This window comes from Arthrobacter sp. 10N44_2, from assembly GCF_056394385.1.
Window position 1 is genome coordinate 79,214 of the sequence record NZ_JBFTHT010000012.1, and the last position, 22,328, is coordinate 101,541.

Annotated in this window: 20 protein-coding genes and 1 tRNA gene; 17 read left to right on the top strand and 4 right to left on the bottom strand. The window is 67.3% G+C overall.

Features of this window, described 5'->3' with window-relative positions; genetic code table 11:
- Nucleotides 1-3: 3 nt before the first annotated feature.
- The 4 genes from ribH (at nt 4) to hisF (ending at nt 2,715) form a co-directional block, all read left to right on the top strand.
- Entirely contained in the window at nt 4-489 is a 486-nt protein-coding gene (ribH, locus tag AC1DBX_RS13825; RefSeq protein ID WP_476931995.1) for a 6,7-dimethyl-8-ribityllumazine synthase, read from the top strand.
- A gap of 166 nt (nt 490-655) precedes the next feature.
- Nucleotides 656-919, top strand: coding sequence for a phosphoribosyl-ATP diphosphatase (locus tag AC1DBX_RS13830; protein ID WP_476931996.1), 264 nt, complete (start codon nt 656-658; stop codon nt 917-919).
- A 104-nt stretch (nt 920-1,023) separates the two neighbouring features.
- Entirely contained in the window at nt 1,024-1,866 is an 843-nt protein-coding gene (hisG, locus tag AC1DBX_RS13835) for an ATP phosphoribosyltransferase (RefSeq protein ID WP_028277039.1), read from the top strand.
- A gap of 72 nt (nt 1,867-1,938) precedes the next feature.
- On the top strand, nt 1,939-2,715 hold the full coding sequence (gene hisF / locus AC1DBX_RS13840; RefSeq protein ID WP_026536975.1) for an imidazole glycerol phosphate synthase subunit HisF: 777 nt from the start codon (nt 1,939-1,941) through the stop codon (nt 2,713-2,715).
- A gap of 121 nt (nt 2,716-2,836) precedes the next feature.
- Here the strand turns inward: hisF and AC1DBX_RS13845 are convergent, their stop codons facing one another.
- Complete coding sequence (locus AC1DBX_RS13845; protein ID WP_028277041.1) at nt 2,837-3,481, bottom strand: TIGR03085 family metal-binding protein; 645 nt, start codon at nt 3,479-3,481, stop codon at nt 2,837-2,839.
- A 177-nt stretch (nt 3,482-3,658) separates the two neighbouring features.
- On the opposite strand from AC1DBX_RS13845, the gene hisI reads away from it, so the two are divergent.
- From hisI to pyk, 11 genes are all read left to right on the top strand, one after another.
- On the top strand, nt 3,659-4,102 hold the full coding sequence (hisI, locus tag AC1DBX_RS13850) for a phosphoribosyl-AMP cyclohydrolase (protein WP_476851520.1): 444 nt from the start codon (nt 3,659-3,661) through the stop codon (nt 4,100-4,102).
- 122 nt (nt 4,103-4,224) lie between these two features.
- Nucleotides 4,225-5,802, top strand: coding sequence for an anthranilate synthase component I (locus tag AC1DBX_RS13855; protein ID WP_476851521.1), 1,578 nt, complete (start codon nt 4,225-4,227; stop codon nt 5,800-5,802).
- On the top strand, nt 5,802-6,506 hold the full coding sequence (locus tag AC1DBX_RS13860) for a Trp biosynthesis-associated membrane protein (protein ID WP_476931997.1): 705 nt from the start codon (nt 5,802-5,804) through the stop codon (nt 6,504-6,506). The genes AC1DBX_RS13855 and AC1DBX_RS13860 overlap by 1 nt, the downstream gene beginning before the upstream one ends.
- A gap of 113 nt (nt 6,507-6,619) precedes the next feature.
- Entirely contained in the window at nt 6,620-6,907 is a 288-nt protein-coding gene (locus AC1DBX_RS13865; protein WP_476851523.1) for an HGxxPAAW family protein, read from the top strand.
- A gap of 2 nt (nt 6,908-6,909) precedes the next feature.
- Nucleotides 6,910-7,728: an indole-3-glycerol phosphate synthase TrpC gene (trpC, locus tag AC1DBX_RS13870; protein WP_476857175.1), complete on the top strand. Its 819-nt coding sequence runs from the start codon at nt 6,910-6,912 to the stop codon at nt 7,726-7,728.
- A 127-nt stretch (nt 7,729-7,855) separates the two neighbouring features.
- On the top strand, nt 7,856-9,220 hold the full coding sequence (gene trpB / locus AC1DBX_RS13875) for a tryptophan synthase subunit beta (RefSeq protein WP_476857176.1): 1,365 nt from the start codon (nt 7,856-7,858) through the stop codon (nt 9,218-9,220).
- The gene (gene trpA / locus AC1DBX_RS13880) at nt 9,217-10,038 is read left to right on the top strand and encodes a tryptophan synthase subunit alpha (protein WP_476851526.1); all 822 of its coding nucleotides are present in this window, start codon (nt 9,217-9,219) and stop codon (nt 10,036-10,038) included. Before trpB ends, trpA begins: the two co-directional genes overlap by 4 nt.
- Nucleotides 10,039-10,041: 3 nt before the next feature.
- Nucleotides 10,042-11,352, top strand: coding sequence for a prolipoprotein diacylglyceryl transferase (gene lgt / locus AC1DBX_RS13885; protein WP_476931998.1), 1,311 nt, complete (start codon nt 10,042-10,044; stop codon nt 11,350-11,352).
- A 268-nt stretch (nt 11,353-11,620) separates the two neighbouring features.
- Nucleotides 11,621-16,237 carry a glutamate synthase large subunit gene (gene gltB, locus AC1DBX_RS13890; protein ID WP_028277048.1) on the top strand — a complete coding sequence of 1,539 codons (4,617 nt, stop codon included), beginning with the start codon at nt 11,621-11,623 and terminating at the stop codon, nt 16,235-16,237.
- A complete protein-coding gene (locus AC1DBX_RS13895; protein WP_028277049.1) occupies nt 16,230-17,687 on the top strand; it encodes a glutamate synthase subunit beta in 1,458 nt (485 codons plus the stop codon). The genes gltB and AC1DBX_RS13895 overlap by 8 nt, the downstream gene beginning before the upstream one ends.
- 69 nt (nt 17,688-17,756) lie before the next feature.
- Complete coding sequence (gene pyk, locus AC1DBX_RS13900; protein ID WP_043436173.1) at nt 17,757-19,259, top strand: pyruvate kinase; 1,503 nt, start codon at nt 17,757-17,759, stop codon at nt 19,257-19,259.
- 143 nt (nt 19,260-19,402) lie between these two features.
- Here pyk and AC1DBX_RS13905 read toward each other — a convergent pair whose 3' ends face one another.
- Entirely contained in the window at nt 19,403-20,008 is a 606-nt protein-coding gene (locus AC1DBX_RS13905; protein ID WP_018772478.1) for an ANTAR domain-containing response regulator, read from the bottom strand.
- Nucleotides 20,009-20,213: 205 nt separating this feature from the next.
- On the opposite strand from AC1DBX_RS13905, the gene AC1DBX_RS13910 reads away from it, so the two are divergent.
- A tRNA-Leu gene (locus tag AC1DBX_RS13910) sits at nt 20,214-20,295 on the top strand.
- A gap of 142 nt (nt 20,296-20,437) precedes the next feature.
- On the opposite strand, the gene AC1DBX_RS13915 is transcribed toward AC1DBX_RS13910, so the two are convergent.
- Complete coding sequence (locus tag AC1DBX_RS13915; protein WP_476931999.1) at nt 20,438-20,680, bottom strand: hypothetical protein; 243 nt, start codon at nt 20,678-20,680, stop codon at nt 20,438-20,440.
- 422 nt (nt 20,681-21,102) lie between these two features.
- On the opposite strand from AC1DBX_RS13915, the gene AC1DBX_RS13920 reads away from it, so the two are divergent.
- A complete protein-coding gene (locus AC1DBX_RS13920) occupies nt 21,103-21,480 on the top strand; it encodes a hypothetical protein (RefSeq protein WP_028275079.1) in 378 nt (125 codons plus the stop codon).
- 451 nt (nt 21,481-21,931) lie between these two features.
- On the opposite strand, the gene AC1DBX_RS13925 is transcribed toward AC1DBX_RS13920, so the two are convergent.
- A complete protein-coding gene (locus AC1DBX_RS13925) occupies nt 21,932-22,186 on the bottom strand; it encodes a hypothetical protein (RefSeq protein ID WP_476858154.1) in 255 nt (84 codons plus the stop codon).
- Between the last annotated feature and the right edge of the window lie 142 nt (nt 22,187-22,328).

Here is a 22,328-nt window from a genome sequence, read left to right on the forward strand (position 1 = left end):
CCTATGAGCGGCCACGGCGCCCCCCGGATCGACCTCAGCACCTTCAAGCCGGAAGAAACCTCACGGCTCAAGCTGGCCATTGTGGCCGCGAGCTGGCATACCCAGATCATGGACGGACTGCTCGACGGCGCCCTGCGCGCCGCGAAGGACGCCGGCATCAATGAGCCGACCGTCCTGCGCGTGCCGGGCACGTTTGAGCTCCCGGTCGCGGCCGCCCGGCTGGCACCGCACTTCGACGCCGTCGTGGCGCTCGGCGTCGTCATCCGGGGCGGCACTCCGCACTTCGAATATGTCTGCGAGGCGGCCACCCTGGGCCTGACCGAGGTCAGCGTCCGCACCGGGGTTCCCGTGGGCTTCGGCGTGCTGACGTGCGATACCGAGCAGCAGGGGATTGACCGGGCCGGCCTGCCGGGATCCACCGAGGACAAGGGTCACGAGGCCGTTACCGCCGCCCTGGCCACGGCAGTGACCCTCAAGCAGTTCGGCTGAGCCGCCAGGCTGCAGCCAAAGCCGGTGCGGGCGCCTCCCTGGCCGCCCGCGCCGGCTGAGTGTGCCGGCCTCGCTGGCCGTGTTGGATATGCAGTGCCTCACATCTCCGCCGTCATGCAACGCCCCGGCGGGCGTTCCCGCGCCGGGAGCAAGTAGGCTTGGGGGCGTGAAGAATTTCGAGTCGCTGTTCGCAGAACTGAGTGAAAAGGCAGCCGTCCGCCCGAAGGGCTCCCGCACCGTCGCCGAACTGGATTCCGGAGTCCACGGCATCGGCAAGAAGGTCGTGGAGGAAGCAGCCGAGGTTTGGATGGCTGCGGAGTATGAATCCGATGAGGCCGCCGCCGAGGAAATTTCCCAGCTGCTCTACCACCTGCAGGTTCTGATGCTCGCCAAAGGACTCACCCTGGAAGACGTCTACAAGCATCTGTAGCCGCGCCCGCACCGGACACCGCCATGACTTCGCTGGCGGAGCCCGTGCACCGCGTGGCCGATGTGCCCCAACAGAGACTTCCACACCCAAGAGAGACTTTTCCCATGCTTAGAGTTGCCGTCCCGAACAAGGGATCCCTGTCCGAAGCTGCCGCGGCCATGCTGGCCGAGGCAGGCTACCGCCAGCGCCGCGACACCCGCGAGCTTGTCATGGTGGACCCGGACAACGACATTGAGTTCTTCTTCCTCCGCCCGCGCGACATTGCTGTGTACGTGGGCCAGGGAACGCTCGACGTCGGCATCACCGGCCGCGACCTGCTGCTCGACGCGGAGGTCGAGGCTGAGGAGCTGCTGCCGTTGGGCTTCGCCGCTTCCACCTTCCGCTTCGCCGGCCCGGTCGGCGACTTCACCACGGTCGCCGAGCTCGAGGGCAAGCGCCTGGCCACGAGCTACGACGGACTGCTGCGCGGCTACCTGGCCGCGCGCGGCATCAACGCCAAGGTGGTCCGCCTTGACGGCGCCGTGGAATCCTCCGTCCGCCTCGGCGTCGCCGACGCGATTGCCGACGTCGTCGAGACCGGCACCACGCTCAAGGCCGCCGGCATGGAGATTTTCGGCGAGCCGATCCTGAATTCGGAGTCCGTGCTGATTGGCCGCAAGGGCGAGCAGAATCCTGCCACGGAGGTCCTGATCCGCCGGCTCCAGGGCGTCCTCGTGGCCCGGCAGTACGTGCTGATGGACTACGACATCCGCAAGGAACTCGTCGAGCAGGCCGCCGGGCTCACCCCCGGCCTGGAGTCGCCCACCGTGTCGCCGCTGCGCGATTCGGACTGGGTGGCCGTCCGCTCGATGGTGCCCAAGCGGGAAACCAACCGGATCATGGACGAGCTCTACGACCTCGGCGCCCGCGCCATCCTGGTCAGCAGCATCCACGCCTGCCGCATCTAGGCGCCACACCCGCCGAGTTCCACCAGCAATTCCCCTCCGTCAATAAACCTCCGTCACTACCTAGGAGAAGTCATGACTGTTGCCGTGCGCGTCATCCCGTGCCTCGACGTCGATGCCGGCCGCGTGGTCAAGGGCATCAACTTTGAGGGCCTCCGCGACGCCGGGGACCCGGTGGAACTGGCGCACCGCTACGACAACAGCGGTGCCGACGAGCTGACCTTCCTTGACGTCACGGCGTCCTCCGGCAATCGGGAGACCACGTTCGACGTCGTCCGCCGCACCGCCGAGGAAGTCTTCATCCCGCTGACGGTCGGCGGCGGCGTCCGTGGCGTGGCCGAGGTGGACAAACTCCTGCGCTGCGGCGCGGACAAGGCCGCCATCAACACCGCAGCCGTGGCCCGGCCGGACGTGATCGACGAGATCACCCGGCACTTCGGTTCCCAGGTCCTGGTGCTCTCCCTCGATGCGCGCCGGACCCGTCCGGGCTCGCAGCCCACCCCGTCCGGCTTCGAGGTCACCACGCACGGCGGACGGCAGGGGACCGGCATCGACGCGATCGCCTGGGCGCGGGAAGCGGCCGACCGCGGGGTGGGTGAAATCCTGCTCAACTCGATCGACGCCGACGGCACCAAGGACGGCTTCGATCTGGAACTGATCCGCCTGGCGCGGGCGGGGGTCAAGGTCCCGCTCATCGCCTCCGGCGGCGCCGGCAAGCCGGAGCACTTCCCGCCGGCCGTGGCAGCGGGCGCCGACGCCGTCCTGGCGGCCTCGGTCTTCCACTTCGGCCCGCTGGACATGATCGCGCAGGTCAAGGCCGCGATCCGCGACGCAGGCTTCGAAGTCCGCTAGTCTCCACCGCTTAAAGCAACGCGGGGTCACTTACCGCCCATCCCGGACGGGATTATGGGCCGTAAGTGACCCCGCGTTGCTTTATTTTTTAGGGAGCGGGCGGGGATTAAGCGGGTGGGGATTAGAGGCCGACTTCGGCGGACTGCAGGAGCGCGACGGCGTCCGGCTGGCCTTCGAAGGTCACGAGGGCGTGGCGGGTGCGGCCGTGGGCGTGCATGAGCAGCTCGCCCGGTTCGCCGACGATGGCCACGGACACGGGGGCGCGTTTGGCGACATGCCGCGGACCCGAGGGGCTCACCAGCACGATGCCCAGATCCACGCCGCGGTACAGGATCGCGGCCCGCTTGACGAGCTCGTCCCACAGCGCGTCCGAGTAGGCCTGGTCCAGGGCGCGCGGGGCCCAGCGGTCCACGGCGCGGCGGACGTCCTCGGTGTGCACAAAGTACTCGATCAGGTTGGAGCTTTCGTCCAGCGCCTTGATCCGCAGCGGGGACAGCGCCGGGGGACCGGCCCGGAAGTCGTTGACCAGCTTGGCGTAGTCCTCGGTGGTCTTCAGGGTGCCCGCCAGTTCGGCCGTCGCCTGGTCCGAGGCCTTGGACAGGCGCTTGATCAGCAGGCCCAGTCCGACGGCGATTTTCCGCTCGCGCAGGTACAGGTGCGCGGCAAGATCGCGGGTGAGCCAACCTGTGCAGAGCGTGGCGGCATCAGGGCCGGCCGCCAGCAGGGTTTCGGCCAGGACTTCTCGGGACGGTTCGACGAAATGCATCACTTGTGAAACTAGCACGAGACGGCCGTGCGTGGGCACAGGAATCGCCGCCGCGACCGCACCCGGCCGCATGACGCAGGGCCGGACCGCGGCGCCGGGCCGATTGGCGCGCCAGTGTTAAGCGGCGGGACCTGTCCGCAGGCCGGCGACCGGCCCGGAGGCACTAGACTTGATCTGATGTCTGAGCAGCCCGCCTCCGCCCCCAGCCCTACCAACGGCAGCGCCATTAACGGCAGCGCCGTCGATCGCAGTCCCGTCAGCGGCAGCCCCCTCCCGGCCGGACTGGCGGACGCGCTCAAGCGCGACAGCGCCGGACTGGTGGCCGCCATCATCCAGCAATTCGACACCCACGAGGTGCTGATGCTGGGCTGGATGGACGACGAAGCGCTGCACCGCACCCTGACCAGCGGGCGCGTGACGTTCTTTTCGCGCTCCCGCCAGGAGTACTGGCGCAAGGGAGACACCTCCGGGCACGTGCAATGGGTCAAGTCGCTGGCCATGGACTGCGACGGCGATGCGCTGCTGGTGCGGGTCGACCAGGTCGGCGCGGCCTGCCACACCGGAACCCGGACGTGCTTCGACGGCCGCGAGCTCGACGCCGTCGTCGGCCACGGAGGCTAGGCGCCCGGCACACCGGCAGAGCGCCCCGGCGCTTCCACAGCTTCACGAACCGGACCCCAGGCAGGATCCCATGACCGGATCCGGTCGCAGGTCCACCTAAAGAACAGGCGGAAAGCACAGCCATGCAGGACCTTGGAATCATCAGCCCCGGCCTCGAAGAGTTCCGCGAACTCGCAGGCCACAGCCGTGTCATCCCCGTCCGGCTCAAGGTGCTGGCTGACGCCGAAACCCCGATCGGGCTCTACCGCAAGCTCGCCCATGGCCAGCCCGGAACGTTCCTGATGGAATCGGCGGCGGTCGGCGGCGCCTGGTCGCGCTATTCCTTCATCGGCTCCCGCTCCCGGGCCACCCTGACCACCAAGGACGGCAGCGCGCACTGGCTGGGCGAGCCCCCGGTCGGTGTGCCCCTGGACGGCAACCCCGTGGACGCCATCCGCGACACCGTCGCGGCGCTGCGGACCGAGCGCTTCGACGGCCTCCCGCCGTTCACCTCGGGCCTGGTTGGGTTCCTGGGCTGGGAAACCGTCCGGCACTGGGAGAAACTGACCAGCCCGCCGGAGGACGACCTCCAACTGCCGGAAATGGCCCTCAACCTGGTCACCGACATGGCGGTCCACGACAACATGGACGGCACCGTCCTGCTGATCGCCAACGCCATCAACTTCGACAACAGCACCGAACGGGTCGACGACGCCTGGCATGACGCCGTCGCCCGCGTCAAAGCCCTGCTCGAAAAGATCAGCCGCCCCGTGGAGCAGCCGGTCTCCGTGCTGGAGACGGCCGCCCTGGATTTCGCGTCCAGTGTGCAGGAGCGCTGGGACGAAACCGAGTACCTGGCCGCCCTGGACCGCGGCAAGGAGGCGATCGTGGACGGTGAGGTCTTCCAGGTGGTGATCTCCCGCCGCTTCGAAATGGAGTGCGGCGCCGACCCCCTCGACGTCTACCGGGTTCTGCGGAACACCAACCCCAGCCCCTACATGTACCTCTTCAGCTTCGAGGACGCCGCCGGCCGCGAATACACGATCGTCGGCTCCTCGCCGGAGGCCCTCGTCACCGTGACCGGGGACGAAGTCATCACCCACCCCATCGCCGGCTCACGCCCGCGCGGCAAGACGGTCGAGGCGGACAAGGCCCTGGCCGAGGAACTGCTGGCGGACGAGAAAGAACGCGCCGAGCACCTGATGCTGGTCGACCTGTCCCGCAACGACCTCTCGAAGGTCTGCGTGGCAGGATCCGTCGACGTCACGCAATTCATGGAAGTGGAGCGCTTCAGCCACATCATGCACCTGGTCTCCACCGTGGTCGGAGAGCTCGCCCCGGCAGCCAAGGCCTACGACGTGCTCAAGGCCACGTTCCCGGCCGGCACCCTCTCCGGCGCCCCGAAGCCGCGGGCCCTGCGCCTGCTGGACGAACTTGAACCGCACCGGCGCGGCATCTATGGCGGCGTGGTGGGGTACCTGGACTTCGCCGGGGACATGGACATGGCGATCGCCATCCGGTCGGCCCTGCTCCGGGAAGGACGCGCGTACGTCCAGGCCGGCGGCGGGATCGTCGCAGATTCGGTGAACCCGACCGAGGCCCAGGAAACCGTGAACAAGGCCGCCGCCCCGCTGCGCGCCGTGCACACCGCCAGGTCGCTGCATAACATCACCGTTGACGCAGTCACTGACGCAGCGCCCGACGCAGGAGCCGAGTCCTGATGGGGGAGCCGGAAGCCACCGCCAAGAACACCGCCAAGAACACCGCCAAGAACACCGTGAAGGGCACTGTGAAGAGCACCGGGGGGCCCGCCGTCCCGGGCTGGGCCCGCAAGTCCACCCTGGTCCTGGTGATCGCTGCCCTGGCCCTTGCCGTGTTCGGGACCACCACCCAGACCTGGCTCACCGTGCACCTCGATCCCACGCAGCTCGGCGCGGCCGTGGCCAGCCAGGACGGCCTGCAGGTTCAGGGCAGCAAGGCTGCCACCACCGTGACAGCCCTGGCGCTTGTGGCCCTCGCAGGCGGCCTCGCGGCCTCCATCGCCGGCCGCGTGGCCCGCTGGGTGATCACGGCGATCATCCTCCTCGCGGCCGCGGGCATCGTCGCCGCGGCAGCCGTTGTGCTGGCGGACCCGCTGGCCGCGGCGCAGGGATCGATCGCGGCCGCCACCGGAATCAGCGGCAGCAGCGTACAGGTGGACGTCACGGTGTTCCCCGTCCTCGCCGTCGTCGCCGGAGCCCTGCTGGGACTCAGCGCCCTCGCGATCGTGCCGGCCGGCCGCTACTGGAAGACCCGCACCAAATATGACGCGGCCGCCGCCGGGCCCGCCGCCGGCGGCACTGCAGCTGGCGGTAATGCGCCGGCCGCCCCCGCGGACGAGATTGACAGCTGGGACCGGCTGTCCCGCGGTGACGACCCCACCTGAGCCGATGCCGCGGGCGCGACCGGCAACGCGACCGGTAACGCGACAGCAACGCGGCCAAATAACACAGCAAAAAATGGCAGAATGTAAGCAGTATTCATCCTGAGGAGATTTCAATGAGCAAAGCCACTGTTTCCGCATCCACGTCCGCTGCGCCGAAGGGCGTCTACGACGACGTCGACCACAGCGAACCCCAGGGTCACGGCAACAGCCCGGCCGCGTGGACCTGCGTGATCGTGATGCTGATCGGCGCCCTCATTGCGTCCATCGCCTTCGTCATCGCCAACACCCCGATCTTTGTCGCGGGCGCGGCGGTCATGGTGGTCGGCCTGCTCGCCGGCTGGGCCATGCGCAAGGCCGGCTACGGCGTCGGCGGCAGCAAGCTGAAGAACTCCGGCCACTGAGCGTGAGCGTTCTCGACGACATCAATGCCGGTGTCAGGGAGGATATGCAGGCGCGCCAGCGTCTGGTTACGCTCGCGGAGCTGAAAGAGCGTGCCGCCGCGGCGGCGCCCGCCCGTGACGCCTGGGCCGCCCTCGGCGGGACCTCAAGCAGCCGGGACCAGCTCAAGGTGATTGCCGAGGTCAAGCGCCGCAGCCCGTCCAAGGGCCAGCTCGCGGACATCGCCGATCCCGCGTCCCTCGCCGCGCAGTACGCCGACGGCGGGGCCGCCGTGATCAGCGTCCTGACCGAGGAGCGCCGCTTCGGCGGCTCCCTGGCCGATCTCGACGCCGTCCGGGCAGCCGTGGACATTCCGCTGCTGCGCAAGGACTTCATGGTTGACGAATACCAGATCTGGGAGGCCCGGGCGCACGGCGCCGACCTGATCCTGCTGATCGTGGCCTCGCTCTCGGACGCCCAGCTGCGTGAGTTCACGGCCCTCAGCCGCGAGCTCGGCATGAACGTGCTGGTCGAGACCCATACGGCGGAGGAAATCGAGCGCGCAGTCGCCGCGGAGGCCCGGATCATCGGCGTCAACGTACGCAACCTCAAGACGCTCGACGTCGACCGTTCCGTCTTCGCGGCGCTGACCGGCGGCATTCCCGCCGGTGCGCTCGTGGTCGCCGAGTCCGGTGTGCGCGACGTCGAGGACGTCAAGCACTACGCGGCCCGCGGAGCCAACGCGGTCCTGGTCGGGGAGGCGCTGGTCAGTGACGCGACGCCCCACGAGCGGATCGCCGAATTCATGGCTGCCGGCGCGACGGCAATCGCCGCGCGCGCCTGAGGCCGGCCGGTCCTGGCGCCTCCGTCCGGACCGTGAGCGGTGCCGGGCCCGCAATTTTGCCCGGACCAATGAGCGGATCTCATCAGCAGATCCCCAAAGCTAGCAGTGGAACAGGATGGTGAGACTGATGGTCGATGCACCAGCAGCCGGCTCTGACGAAAGTGCCGTGGACGCGTTCCTGCAGGGCGGCCGCCCCGCGGAGCATCCCGCGCAGGGCGAACCGTCCCTGCGCCACGCCCCGGGGCCCTACTTCGGGAACTACGGCGGCCGGTGGATGCCAGAGTCGCTCATCGCGGCCCTGGACGAGCTCGAGGACACCTTCGAGAAGGCCAAGGCCGATCCGGAGTTCACAGCCCAGATCGCCGAACTGAACAAGAACTACTCAGGCCGGCCGTCGCTGCTGACCGAGGCCAAGCGCTTCGCCGAGCACGCCGGCGGGGTGCGGATCTTCCTCAAGCGCGAAGACCTCAACCACACCGGCTCGCACAAGATCAACAACGTCCTGGGCCAGGCGCTGCTCGCCAAGCGGATGGGCAAAACCCGCGTCATCGCCGAAACCGGCGCCGGCCAGCACGGCGTCGCCAGCGCCACGGCCGCAGCCCTGCTGGGCCTGGAATGCGTGGTCTACATGGGCGCCGAGGACTGCCGCAGGCAATCCCTCAACGTGGCCCGCATGGAGCTCCTTGGGGCCACGGTCATCCCGGTCACCAACGGATCCCAGACTCTCAAGGACGCCATCAACGAGGCCCTGCGCGACTGGGTGGCCAACGTGGGCAATACGCACTACCTGCTGGGCACCGCCGCCGGAGCACACCCCTTCCCGGCGATGGTCCGCTACTTCCACGAGGTCATCGGCGAGGAAGCCCGCGCCCAGATCCTGGACCAGACGGGCCGGCTGCCGGATGCCGTCTGTGCCTGCATCGGCGGCGGCTCCAACGCAATCGGCATTTTCCACGGCTTCCTCGATGACCCTTCGGTCAAGATCTACGGGTTCGAGGCCGGCGGCGAGGGCGTCGAAACCGGACGCCACGCAGCCACCATCACCCTCGGCAAGCCCGGCGTGCTGCACGGCGCCCGCTCCTACCTCATGCAGGACGACGACGGCCAGACCATCGAGTCGCACTCGATCTCCGCGGGCCTGGACTACCCCGGAGTCGGCCCCGAGCACTCCTACCTGGCCGACATTGGCCGGGTCAGCTACGAGCCCATCACGGACAGCGAGGCCATGGAGGCCTTCCGCCTCCTGTGCCGCACCGAGGGCATCATCCCCGCCATCGAGTCCGCCCACGCCCTCGCCGGCGCCATCAAGGTGGGCCAGCGGCTCGCCGCTGACGCGGCCGCAGGCAAGGCAACAGACGCCTCAGAGAAAATCGTGATCGTGAACCTCTCCGGCCGCGGCGACAAGGACGTGGCCACGGCCGCGGAATGGTTCGACCTGCTGGACAAGGATTCACCTGAAGCCGAAATCGCCAAAGAGGGGGAACAGCTGTGAGCACCAGCCAGGACGGCACCCAGCACGCCAGCAAGTCGGCCGCGGCCATTGACCGCGCCCGCGCCCAGGGCCGGGCGGCCCTGATCGGCTACCTGCCCGCCGGCTACCCGAGCGTTAAAGACACCATTGCCGCCGGCATCGCCCTGGCCGAGAACGGCGCCGACCTCATCGAGATCGGCATCCCGTACTCGGACCCGGTCATGGACGGCCAGGTCATCCAGGCCGCCACGACGGAGGCCCTCGCGAAGGGCTTCCACGTCCGGGAGGTCTTCGACGTCGTCCGCGGCATTACGAGCAAGACCGACGCCGCCGTGCTGGTCATGACGTACTGGAACCCCGTGGTCCGGATGGGCGTGGACGAGTTCTCCCGCCGCCTGGCCGAGGCCGGGGGAGCCGGGCTCATCACGCCCGACCTCATTCCGGACGAGGCCGCCGAATGGATGGCGGCCTCGGACAAGTACGGCCTGGACCGGGTGTTCCTCGTGGCTCCCTCGTCCTCGCCCGAACGCATGAAACGCACGGTCGACGCGAGCCGCGGCTTCGTCTACGCCGTCTCCATCATGGGCGTCACCGGCGCCCGGACCTCGGTCAGCTCCGCGGCCAGGGACGTCGTCGCCGCAGCGCACGCCGCGGGCGCCGAGCGCGTCTGCGTGGGCCTCGGCGTCTCCACCGCCAGCCATGTCCGCGAGATCGCCGAGTACGCCGACGGCGTGATTGTCGGCACCGCCCTCGTCGCGGCAATCCGGGACGGCGGCGTGGATGCGGTAGCCTCCTTGACGAAAGACCTCAGCACCGGCCTTACCAAGGAAGAAGCCTAAGCAATGCAGTCAGTCCTCCACGCGGCGGCGATGATTCCCGCGAGCATTCCGAGCCCCACCTGGTCCGGATTCGACATCCCGCTGCCGTGGGGGTCCCTGCGCATCCACGCCTACGCCCTGTGCATCCTCGCCGGCATTATTGCCGGCCTGTGGCTGACCTCGGTCCGCTGGGCACGCCGCGGCGCCCCCGAGGGCAGCGTCTGGGATATCGCCATCTGGGCCATCCCGTTCGGCATTATCGGCGGACGGCTGTACCACGTGTTCTCCTCTCCGGACGCCTACTTTGGCCCGGGATTCGACGGCACAGGGGACCTGTCCCTGATTCCGCAGATCCAGCGCGGCGGCCTGGGCATCTGGGGCGCCGTCGTGCTCGGCGCCGTGGGCGCCTGGATCGGGTGCCGGCGTGCCGGGGTGAAGCTGAGCGCCTTCATGGACGCCGCGGCCCCCGGACTGCTGCTGGCCCAGGCCATTGGCCGGTGGGGCAACTACTTCAACCAGGAACTCTTCGGCGGCCCCACCACGCTTCCGTGGGGGCTGCAGATCGATCCCAACAACCCGAACTTCCCCGCCGGCATGCCGACGGACACGCTCTTCCACCCGACGTTCCTCTACGAGTCGCTGTGGAACCTGGCCGGCGTGCTGATCCTGCTGGCACTCGACCGCAAATTCAGCTTCCGCCGCGGCCGCCTCTTCTGCGTCTACGCCATGTACTACACCCTGGGCCGCGTCTGGATCGAGGCCATGCGGATCGACGACGCCGAACAGATCACCCTCTTCGGGCTCACCACCAGGCTCAATGTCTGGACCAGCATCATCGTCTTCGCCGGAGCCCTGCTCGCCTTCATCCTCCTCGGCCTGCGCAAGCGCTCGGAGCCGGACACCCCGTTCCTCCCCGGCCGCGCGCCCGCGGAGACTACGCCGGCAGGGACCCAGCCGGTGGAGACTACGCCGGCTGAGGAAAAGTCGGCGGAGGCAAAGTCGGCAGAGTCAAAGCCGGTCGCCGACGCGACCGAGGCCACCAGCGCTGACCGCACCACCAGCGCTGACCGCACCACCGGCGCCGACAGTGCCGCCCACGCTGACCGCGCCACCGTCCCCGCAGACGCGGCAACCATCCGCCATTCGGACGCCGCTGTCTCAGATAGTGAATCCCGTGCTAATCTCCGGAATAACCAAAGCGGACCAGTTCGCGCATCCGAGGATGCGGGCAGGGACTCCACGGGCGGCACCGCGCCCGCCAATGGAGCTCCGGCAGCCGGAGTTTCCGGCCGCCAGGGAACTGGAACCGCGCCGGAGGCTGAGGGCACCAAGTAGCTCAGCGCCGGCACTTCGGGTTGACCGGAGCCACCGCTCACCGGACCCGACTCCACAGCGTCGTGGCAAGAGGGCTTGCCGTGGACAGCAGATCGAAGCTGTCCATGCAAGCCCAGGCCAGCACCTGCGTAACTGTTAGTACAGGAGGCCGGGCTGGCCTACAATTCCAGTTAGAAAAACACTCTGTTGCGCCCGTCACACACCGGCGTGCCGAGTGGGGCCAATGTTGTCCCTCCCATACGCACGATCAGGAGGAAGGACGTCTCCAATGACCCAAACTCTTCACAGCCCCAGCTGGTCCGATCCGGACCAGCCCTCGGCTGCCGCGTCACCCTTCAGCCGCTTCGCGGCGATTCCGGCCGCTGCCGGACTCTACAATCCGGAGAACGAGAAGGACGCCTGCGGCCTGGCCATCATCGCCACGCTCCGCGGTGAGCCTGGCTACGACATCGTCGACGCCGCCCTGACCGCCCTGCGCAACCTCGAGCACCGCGGTGCCGTGGGCGCCGATGAAGGTACCGGCGACGGCGCCGGCCTCCTGATGCAGGTGCCGGACGAATTCTTCCGCGCAGTCACGGACTTCGAACTTCCGGCCCCCGGCCAGTACATCGTGGGAACCGCGTTCCTGCCCGCCGAGCAGCGCGAATCGGACGCCGCCCGCGCCGGCATCGAAGGCCTCGCCGCGGACGAGGGCCTGACCGTCCTGGGCTGGCGTGAAGTCCCGATCGTGGCCGACCTGGTCGGGGCCATGGCCCGGGCCTGCATGCCGTACTTCTCGCAGCCGTTCTTCGCCTCCAGTACCGGGGAAACCCTCGAGCGCAACGAGCTCGATTCCCGCGCCTGGCGGATCCGCAAGCGCGCCCAGAACAAGTTTGGCGTGTATTTCCCGTCGCTCTCCTCCCGGACCATCGTCTACAAGGGCATGCTCACCACCGCGCAGCTCGAGCCGTTCTACCCGGACCTGTCGGACAAGCGCTTCAAGACCAAGCTCGCGATCGTTCACTCGCGCTTCTCCACCAACACGTTCCCGTCCTGGCCGCTGGCCCAGCCGTTCCGCACCATCGCGCACAACGGCGAAATCAACACCGTCAAGGGCAACCGCAACTGGATGCGGGCACGGCAGTCGCAGCTCGCCAGCCCGCTGCTGGGGGACTCACCCGAAGAGCTGTTCCCGATCTGCACCCCGGGCGCCTCGGACTCGGCCTCCTTCGACGAGGTCGCCGAACTGCTCTGGCTCTCCGGCCGGCCCATCACGCACTCGATCATGATGATGATCCCGGAGGCGTGGGAAAACCACGCCACCATGGATCCGGCCCGCCGCGCCTTCTACGAATACCACTCGATGCTCATGGAGCCGTGGGACGGCCCGGCGGCCGTCTCCTTCACGGACGGCAACCTGGTCGGCGCCACGCTGGACCGCAACGGCCTGCGCCCGGGCCGGTACTGGATCACCGAGGACGGCCTGATCGTCTTCGCCTCCGAAGTCGGCGTGATCGACGTCGAACCCTCCAAAGTGGTCAAGAAGGGCCGCGTCTCGCCGGGCAAGATGTTCCTGGTGGACACCGGGGCCGGTCGGATCATCGACGACGCCGAGGTCAAGGCCGAGGTCGCCGCGGCGAACCCCTGGGCCGAATGGGTCAAGGACAACCTGATCGACCTCAAGAACCTGCCCGAACGCGAGCACGTCGTGCACACCGCAGCCTCGGTCAACATCCGCCAGCGCACCTTCGGCTACACCACCGAGGAACTGAAAATCCTGCTGGGCCCGATGGCCCGCACCGGCGCCGAACCGCTCGGTGCCATGGGCTCGGACACCCCGGTGGCCGTGCTGTCCAAACGCCCGCGGCTGCTCTTCGACTACTTTGTGCAGTCCTTCGCACAGGTCACCAACCCGCCGCTGGACGCCATCCGTGAAGAGCTCGTCACGTCCCTGACGTGCGCAATCGGCCCGAACGGCAACCTGCTGGACACCAAGCAGGTCCGGCAGCCGCAGGTCTCGCTGCCGTTCCCCGTGATCAACAACGACCAGCTCGCCAAGATCGCGAACATCGAGAGCGCCGACGGCGGCAAGGTCGCCATGAAGGTCCGCGGACTCTACCGCCCCGAAGGCGGCGAGAACTCCCTCCGGGCCCGGCTCACCGAAATCTGCGAACAGGTCTCCGGCGCCATCAACCGCGGCGTCCAGTACGTGGTGCTCTCGGACCGCGACTCGAACGCCCAGTGGGCCCCGATCCCGTCCCTGCTGCTGGTCAGCGCCGTGCACCACCACCTGCTGCGCAGCGCCAACCGCACCAAAACCGCGCTCGTGGTGGAAGCCGGCGACGTCCGCGAGACCCACCACGTCGCCGTGCTCATCGGCTACGGCGCCTCCGCCGTGAACCCGTACCTGGCCATGGAATCCGTGGAACAGCTCATCGCCTCCGGCGACGTCGTGGGGGTCACCCCGCAGGACGGCGTCTACAACCTGATCAAGGGCCTGGGCAAGGGCGTCCTGAAGATCATGTCCAAGATGGGCATCTCCACCGTGGCCTCCTACACCGGTGCCCAGACCTTCGAAGCCCTCGGCCTCGGCCAGGACCTCGTGGACGAGTACTTCTCCGGCACGCACTCCCAGCTCGGCGGCGTCGGCCTCGACGTCATTGCTGCCGAAGTCCTGGCCCGGCACCGCATGGCCTACCCCGAGAACGGCATCGAACTGCCGCACCAGCCCCTGCTAGGCGGCGGCGAGTACCAGTGGCGCCGTGACGGCGAACCCCACCTGTTCAACCCCGAGACCGTCTTCCGGCTCCAGCACGCCACGCGTGAACGCCGCTACGACATCTTCAAGGCCTATACCCGCGGCGTTGACGACCAGTCCGAGAACCTCATGACCCTGCGCGGTCTGCTGAAGTTCAAGGCCGGTTCGCGTCCCGCCGTGCCGCTCGAGGAAGTGGAACCGGTTTCCAGCATCGTCAAGCGGTTCTCCACCGGCGCCATGAGCTACGGCTCCATCTCCAAGGAAGCCCACGAGACCCTCGCGATCGCCATGAACCGGCTGGGCGGCAAGTCCAACACCGGTGAAGGCGGCGAGGACGTGGACCGGCTGCTCGATCCCACCCGCCGTTCCGCGGTCAAGCAGATCGCCTCCGGCCGCTTCGGCGTCACCAGCCTGTACCTGTCCAACGCGGACGACATCCAGATCAAGATGGCCCAGGGTGCCAAGCCCGGCGAAGGCGGCCAGCTGATGGCGCAGAAGGTCTACCCCTGGGTGGCCCGCACGCGACACTCGACGCCCGGCGTCGGCCTCATTTCGCCGCCCCCGCACCACGACATCTACTCGATCGAGGACCTCGCGCAGCTGATCTATGACGCCAAGCGCGCCAACCCCTCGGCCCGGGTGCACGTCAAACTCGTCTCCGAGGTCGGGATCGGCACCGTGGCGGCCGGCGTCACCAAGGCGAAGGCCGACGTCGTGCTGGTCTCCGGGCACGACGGCGGTACCGGCGCCTCGCCGCTGAACTCGCTCAAGCACGCCGGTGTCCCGTGGGAACTCGGCCTCGCCGAGACGCAGCAGACGCTTATGCTCAACGGCCTGCGCGACCGTGTGGTGGTGCAGGTCGACGGCCAGCTCAAGACCGGCCGCGACGTCGTGATCGCCGCGTTGCTCGGCGGCGAGGAGTTTGGTTTCGCCACCGCCCCGCTGGTGGTCTCCGGCTGCATCATGATGCGCGTCTGCCACCTGGACACCTGCCCGGTGGGCGTCGCGACCCAGAACCCCGAGCTGCGCTCCCGGTTCAACGGCAAGCCCGAATTCGTGGTGAACTTCTTCGAATTCCTTGCCGAGGAAGTCCGCGAAATCCTCGCCGAGCTGGGTTTCCGCAGCATCGAGGAGGCGATCGGCCACGCCGAGATGCTCGACTCCCGCGACGCGATCAACCACTGGAAGGCCGAAGGGCTGGACCTGGATCCGATCCTGCACGGGCTCGAGTTCGACAACGACGCGCCGCTGCGTAACCTCACCGGCCAGAACCACGAACTCGACAAGCACTTCGACCAGCGCCTGATCGCCATGGCGGCCGAAGCGCTGAGCGACCGCACGCCGGTGAAGATCTCCGTGAACGTCATCAACACGGACCGCTCCGTCGGCACCATGCTCGGCCACGTCGTGACGAAGACCTTCAGCACCGACGTCCTGGCCACGGACACCATCGACATCACGCTCAATGGCACCGCGGGCCAGTCGCTCGGGGCGTTCCTGCCGGCCGGCATCACGCTGCGCATGTTCGGCGACTCCAACGACTACGTCGGCAAGGGACTCTCCGGCGGCCGCATCATCGTCCGGCCGGACCGCACCAACGTGTTCCCGGCCGAGCGCAACGTAATCGCCGGCAACGTGATCGGCTACGGCGCCACAAGCGGCGAGCTGTTCCTCCGCGGCCAGGTCGGCGAACGCTTCCTGGTCCGCAACTCCGGCGCCACCGCTGTGGTCGAAGGCATCGGGGACCACGGCTGCGAGTACATGACCGGCGGCCAGACGCTCATCATCGGCCGCACCGGCCGCAACTTCGGCGCCGGCATGTCCGGGGGCACGGCCTACGTGCTGGACCTGCAGACTGAGCGCGTCAACAAGCAGGCCCTCGAGTCAGGCGAGCTGCAGCTGCGCGAGCTCGACGCCGAGGACCGCGACATCGTCCACGGGCTGCTCGTCAAGCACCTCGAGGAAACCGAGTCGCTGCTCGCGGCACGGCTCCTCGAGAACTTCGATGACACCGCAGCCCGCATAACCAAGGTGCTGCCGCGCGACTACGCGGCCGTCCTGCAAACCCGTCTTGACGCCATCGAAGAGGGCCTGGACCCCGACGGCGAAGAAGTTTGGTCTCGAATCCTGGAGGTGACCGGTGGCTGATCCACGCGGATTTCTGAAAGTACGTCAGCGTGAAACCCAGCCGCGCCGTCCCGTCCCGGTCCGCATCATGGACTGGAAAGAGGTCTACGAGGCCCAGGAAAAGGGTGTCCTGAAGAGCCAGGCCGGCCGCTGCATGGACTGCGGCGTCCCGTTCTGCCACCAGGGCTGCCCGCTGGGCAACCTCATTCCGGAATGGAACGACCTCGTCTGGCGGGACAAGGGCGAGGAAGCGATGGAGCGGCTGCACGCCACCAACAACTTCCCCGAGTTCACCGGCCGGCTGTGCCCGGCCCCCTGCGAGGCGTCCTGCGTACTCGGCATCAACCAGCCCGCCGTGACCATCAAGCAGGTCGAGGTGTCGATCGTGGACCAGGCCTTCGAGAACGGCTGGGTCAACCCGCTGCCGCCGGCGCGCCTGACCGGCAAGACGGTCGCCGTCGTCGGGTCCGGCCCCGCCGGGCTCGCCGTCGCCCAGCAGCTGACCCGGGTGGGCCACACTGTGGCCGTGTACGAGCGCGACGACAAGATCGGCGGCCTCCTGCGCTACGGGATCCCCGACTTCAAGATGGAAAAGGAGCAGGTGGACCGCCGGCTGGAGCAGATGAAGGCCGAAGGCACCCGGTTCCGCACCGGAGTGGCGGTTGGCACCGACGTGACGTGGGAGCAGCTGCGCCGCCGGTACGACGCCGTCGTCATCGCCACCGGGGCCACCGTCCCGCGTGACCTGCCGATCCCGGGCCGCGACCTCGACGGCGTCCACTACGCCATGGACTACCTCGTGCCGGCCAACCGGGTGGTGGCGGGGGAGACCGTGGAGAACCAGATCAATGCCGCGGGCAAGCACGTGGTCATCCTCGGCGGCGGCGACACCGGCGCCGACTGCCTCGGAACCGCGCACCGTCACCAGGCCGCGTCCGTGACCACCCTGGCGATCGGCAAGCAGCCGCCCGTCGAGCGGGCCGGCCACCAGCCCTGGCCGACATTCCCCACCTTGTTCGAGGTCGCCAGCGCGCACGAGGAAGGCGGCGAACGCACCTACCTCGCCTCCACCGTGGAGTTCGTCGGGGAAAACGGCAAACTCACGGGCGTCAAGGTTGCGGAGACGGAATTCGTCGACGGCAAGCGCCTGCCGAAGGCCGGCACCGAGCGGATCATTCCGGCGGACCTCGTCTTCCTGTCCCTGGGCTTCACCGGCGCCGAGCCGGCCGGGATCACCGACCAGGTCCAGGCCGACTTCGACGGGCGCGGCAACGTGGCACGCGACGGTTACTACATGACCAACACTGAAGGCATCTTCGTCGCGGGCGACGCCGGCCGCGGCCAGTCGCTCATCGTTTGGGCCATCGCCGAAGGGCGCGCCTGCGCGGCCGCGGTGGACAAGTTCCTGATGGGCAGCACCATTCTGCCGGCACCCGTGGCGCCGACCGACCGTGCGATGGCTGTTCTGTAGTCCCACAGGACCTCCGGGATTCATCCGCACTTCAACTTAATCCATGCAACACACCAGTAGGGTAGGTATATGAGACGCGCTAAAATCGTGGCCACTTTCGGACCGGCAATCGCAAGCTTTGACAACACGCTGGCCGTGCTGGAAGCCGGCGTTGACGTGGCACGCATGAACATGAGCCACGGCGATTACTCCGTGCACGACAACACCTACGAGAACGTCCGCAAGGCTGCGGGACAGCTCGGCAAGGCCGTGGCCATCATGGCCGACCTGCAGGGCCCGAAGATCCGCCTCGGACGTTTCGTCGACGGTCCCCACCTCCTGGAAGTCGGTGACACGTTCACGATCACCACCGAGGACGTTCCCGGCACCAAGGACATCTGCTCCACGACCCTCAAGAGCCTGACGGAGGACGTCAACCCCGGTGATGCCCTGCTGATCGACGACGGCAAGGTCGCCCTCCGCGCGATCGACGTCGACGACGTCAAGGTGGTCGCCCAGGTGATTGTCGGCGGCTGGGTCTCCAACAACAAGGGCATCAACCTGCCCGGCGTTGCCGTCAACGTGCCGGCGCTGAGCGAAAAGGACGAGGACGATCTGCGCTGGGCCATGCGCCGCGGCGTGGACATGGTTGCCCTGTCCTTCGTCCGGGATGCCTCGGACATCGTCCGCGTGCACGAGATCATGGACGAGGAAGGCCGCCGCGTGCCGGTGATCGCCAAGATCGAGAAGCCGCAGGCCGTGGAGCAGCTCCCCGAGATCATCGACGCCTTCGACGCCATCATGGTGGCCCGTGGCGACCTCGGTGTGGAACTTCCCCTCGAGGAAGTGCCGATCGTGCAGAAGCGCGCCGTTGAACTGGCACGCCGCTGGGCGAAGCCGGTCATCGTAGCCACCCAGGTCCTCGAGTCCATGATCGACAACCCGCGCCCGACGCGCGCCGAGGCCTCCGACTGCGCCAACGCGGTGCTCGACGGCGCCGACGCGGTCATGCTCTCCGGCGAGACCAGCGTGGGCAAGTACCCGATCGAGACCGTCAAGGTCATGGCCCGGATCATCGAGTCCACCGAGGTCCACGGCCTCGAGCGCGTCCCCCCGCTCGGCACCAAGCCCAAGACCCGCGGCGGCGCCATCACCCGGGCCGCCGTCGAGATCGCCGACCAGCTGGATGCGAAGTACATCTGTACCTTCACCCAGTCCGGTGACTCTGCACGCCGCCTCTCCCGGCTGCGCCCCATCAAGCCGGTCTTCGCCTTCACCCCGGTGGAGCACGTCTGGAACCAGCTCGCACTGACCTGGGGGATCCAGCCGGTCCTGGTCCCGATGGTGGGCCACACCGACGAGATGACGGCCCAGGTTGACCGCAGCCTGCTGGAACTCGACGTCGTCGAGGACGGCGACCTGGTGGTCATCGCCGCCGGTTCGCCTCCCGGAAAGGCCGGTTCGACGAACCTGCTGAAGGTCCACAAGGTGGGCGACCTCGCTGACATCGGCGGCCAGGGCGAAGCGGCAGTGGCCAAGGACAAGCTCGGCCCGTGGCCGGAAAAGAAGAAGAAGAACCGGGTCCAGGCCTAGTTCTGAAAGCTTGAACGCAAAAGGGAGGATCCCCGCCGGCTGGCGGGGATCCTCCCTTTTTGGTGCTTGGTGCTTGGTGCTTGGTGCTTAGTGCTTCGAGTGCGCGGCTGGCGGCCGCGGAGCGCGGCCGGAACCGCCGGCCGCTAGTTGACCTGGTTGATGATGGTTTCGGCAACCTCGCGCATGCTGAGGCGGCGGTCCATCGAGGTCTTCTGGATCCAGCGGAAGGCTTCCGGTTCCGTCAGGCCCATCTTGGTGGTCAGGAGGCTCTTGGCGCGCTCCACGAGCTTGCGGGTGGCGAACTGCTCCTGCAGGTCGGTGACCTCGCTCTCGAGGGCCTTGATTTCCTCGTGGCGGGACAGCGCGATCTCCAAAGCCGGGATGAGGTCCGCCGGGGTGAACGGCTTGACCACGTACGCCATGGCGCCGGCGTCGCGGGCGCGCTCCACGAGTTCTTTCTGGCTGAACGCGGTGAGCAGGACCACGGGGGCGATCCGGGCCTTGACGATCTTCTCGGCGGCCGAGATGCCGTCCATGACCGGCATCTTGACGTCCATCAGGACCAGGTCGGGCTTGAGCTCCTCGGCAAGCTGGACGGCCTTTTCGCCGTTGTCCGCCTCACCGACGACGTCGTAGCCTTCGCCCCGCAGGATCTCGATGATGTCCAGGCGGATGAGGGTCTCATCCTCGGCGACGACAACGCGGCGCGCCGGCTGGGAAGTGGGGGTTGACTCCGTCTGTTCTGACACGGGAACTCCTTGGAAAGGTACGGCGGGAACTCAACCATCATAGGTTTTGTCCGCCAATGTACTTGGACCGGTTTGGTTCGATGCGGCGTCACTGGCGCGATTCTGGAATTCAGCCTATCTGCATGTAGAGTAATTTCGCGCACTGGAAGCGATCGCGTTGCTCACAGCACTGTGGCAGGCTGATTGTTACACCGGTGTACTCCGCGCCCGAGTGGCGGAATTGGCAGACGCGCCGCACTCAAAATGCGGTATCGAAAGGTGTGTGGGTTCGAGTCCCACCTCGGGCACGTGTTTTCCCTGTGCAGGGGCTTGTTGGGCCTCTGAATGTGTACAAATCTCCTTTATGGGCCCCCTGCGGGGGCCCATTTTTGTTGATGCCCGTTGCGGTCTGGCGGCTCCTCCTCTTGCCTTGGACAGCGGTGTTGCTGCTTACTCCTTCATGGCCGGGAGCGCTTGGAACTGCATGACCTGCTGCGACTTCGGGATCAAAAACTCTATGGTCATCCCTGTCGGCAGCCAGAACTCCTGGGAAATTTTCGTTGTGTCCTCGGCAATGTTCTCGAGCAGCGGGCAGGAGCCGGGCCAACCTATCGCGTTTGGTGACGCCGGCTCGAACAGCCGCCACGGCTTTCGCTTGGTCCTGGCCGTTTCTTTTTCCTGTCGGTCAGCCATTGTCGAAATAGATCGGGCCCCCTGGGGACACCCAGCCAAAGCGTGGCGCTGTCAGGTCCTGTTCGTTGGTGGAGATCCGGGCGTAGCCCGATGATCTGCGCGGGCAGGGGTGCAACTGTCGCGATTGTCCAACCTGAGCGGGACAGTTTTGCGGGCGGGGCATGCGCGAATCCAAGTTTCCAGTATCTGTATCTGATTTCTCGCAGCGCCAGTGCGGGCGGACGGTGTCGCGGTGGGGGATCGTCTAACGGGCGGTTTGCAAACCTGGAGCCGGCCCACCAATGTCATTTTCCGAAGTCGTCTGCACGGAACGTCACGAGTCCTCTGCACTACAGGAACAGCTCATCTGGGGCGGGGCGGGTCGAGCAAGGATCCAGCGGGCCCGCAGCCAAGTGTTTCGGGTGCATGCCACAATGAGGCCCATGACTCGAATCCTCATGATCGGCATCCACGCGCGAGCCCTCGACTATAGCAAGCTGCCTCCTGGCCTCGACGAGGCCACGATGACCGAACGGATCGAAGCGGGGTTCGGGGCCACTACGGCCGCCGGCTTCGACGCCGTCAACTGCCTGATCGGCACCTCCCCGGACGAGGCCGAAGCAGAGATTCGCTCGGCGTTCGGTCGTGATCGTTTCGGCCTCGTGATGATCGGGGGCGGCATCAGGATGATCCCGGAGTACACCGAGCTCTTCGAGCGGATCATCAACGTGTGCAATGCGGAATCGCCCGGAATCACCTTCTGCTTCAACACATCGCCCGAGACGACTCTGGACGCGTTGGAGCGTCACGCCCAGCCGTGACCGTCTGCGACGCGATCCGGTGCGTCGACTAGCCTCGGCGTTTCGTGTCGGCGGTCATGAGATGCGCCTCTGCTCACGTGCGGCTGCGATGTATTGGGAATAGGTGCTCGCCTTACGGGCACTGTTGCGACACGGACCGACCAAAAAACGCCGCCACAGAGCGACCAACTCCACAGCTCATGCCACACGATAGCGCGCATAAGGAGCCAAAGGGGTGGTCCCGCCGTTCTCAATAACGATCAATTACTGAGACAGCGTGGTCTTTCAGCCATGGGCTTCGAAAGTTGTCATTTTCAGCAGTCGAGGCACGGAATGTCAGAAGTCCTCTGCACTCTGAACTGGTCATCGTGACGTTAGCCGAATGTCTGGTGGCCCGGTTCCATGATCCGGTTCAGCTGTTGTCGGGCCGCGCGGTGCAGCACCAGCACGGTCCTGGGATGAAGCTGTTCCGTCAGTTGGCTGCGCTGCGGTGGCTTCGGTAGATTCTTAGCCCGTCACTCTGGAGAAAGATGGCGCGTTCGTTGCCGCCCGCGAGATGGAGCCAAAGCACGCTGCCGTCAGCTGCCAGCATGTCGATGCGCCCGGTAGCGATGACTTCCCCGTGTTGGTGGATTTGCACGTAGTCGGCCCGTGAGAGCTTGGACCAGTTGGCAACGGGGGCGGGTTTCCGGTTTTCTGTATGAGATCCGGACGATCGGGGCGTCATGGGTTGTCCTTGGGTTGGGGCGACTGCGGTGCCGGCATCGTTTGAGCGTCGGGGGAGGTCGCAGGGCGGCGTTTCCGCCACCCTGCCTCCTCCTTATGGGCTCTCTTCCCACGCCCGACTATCGGGCTGCCTGTTGCGATGG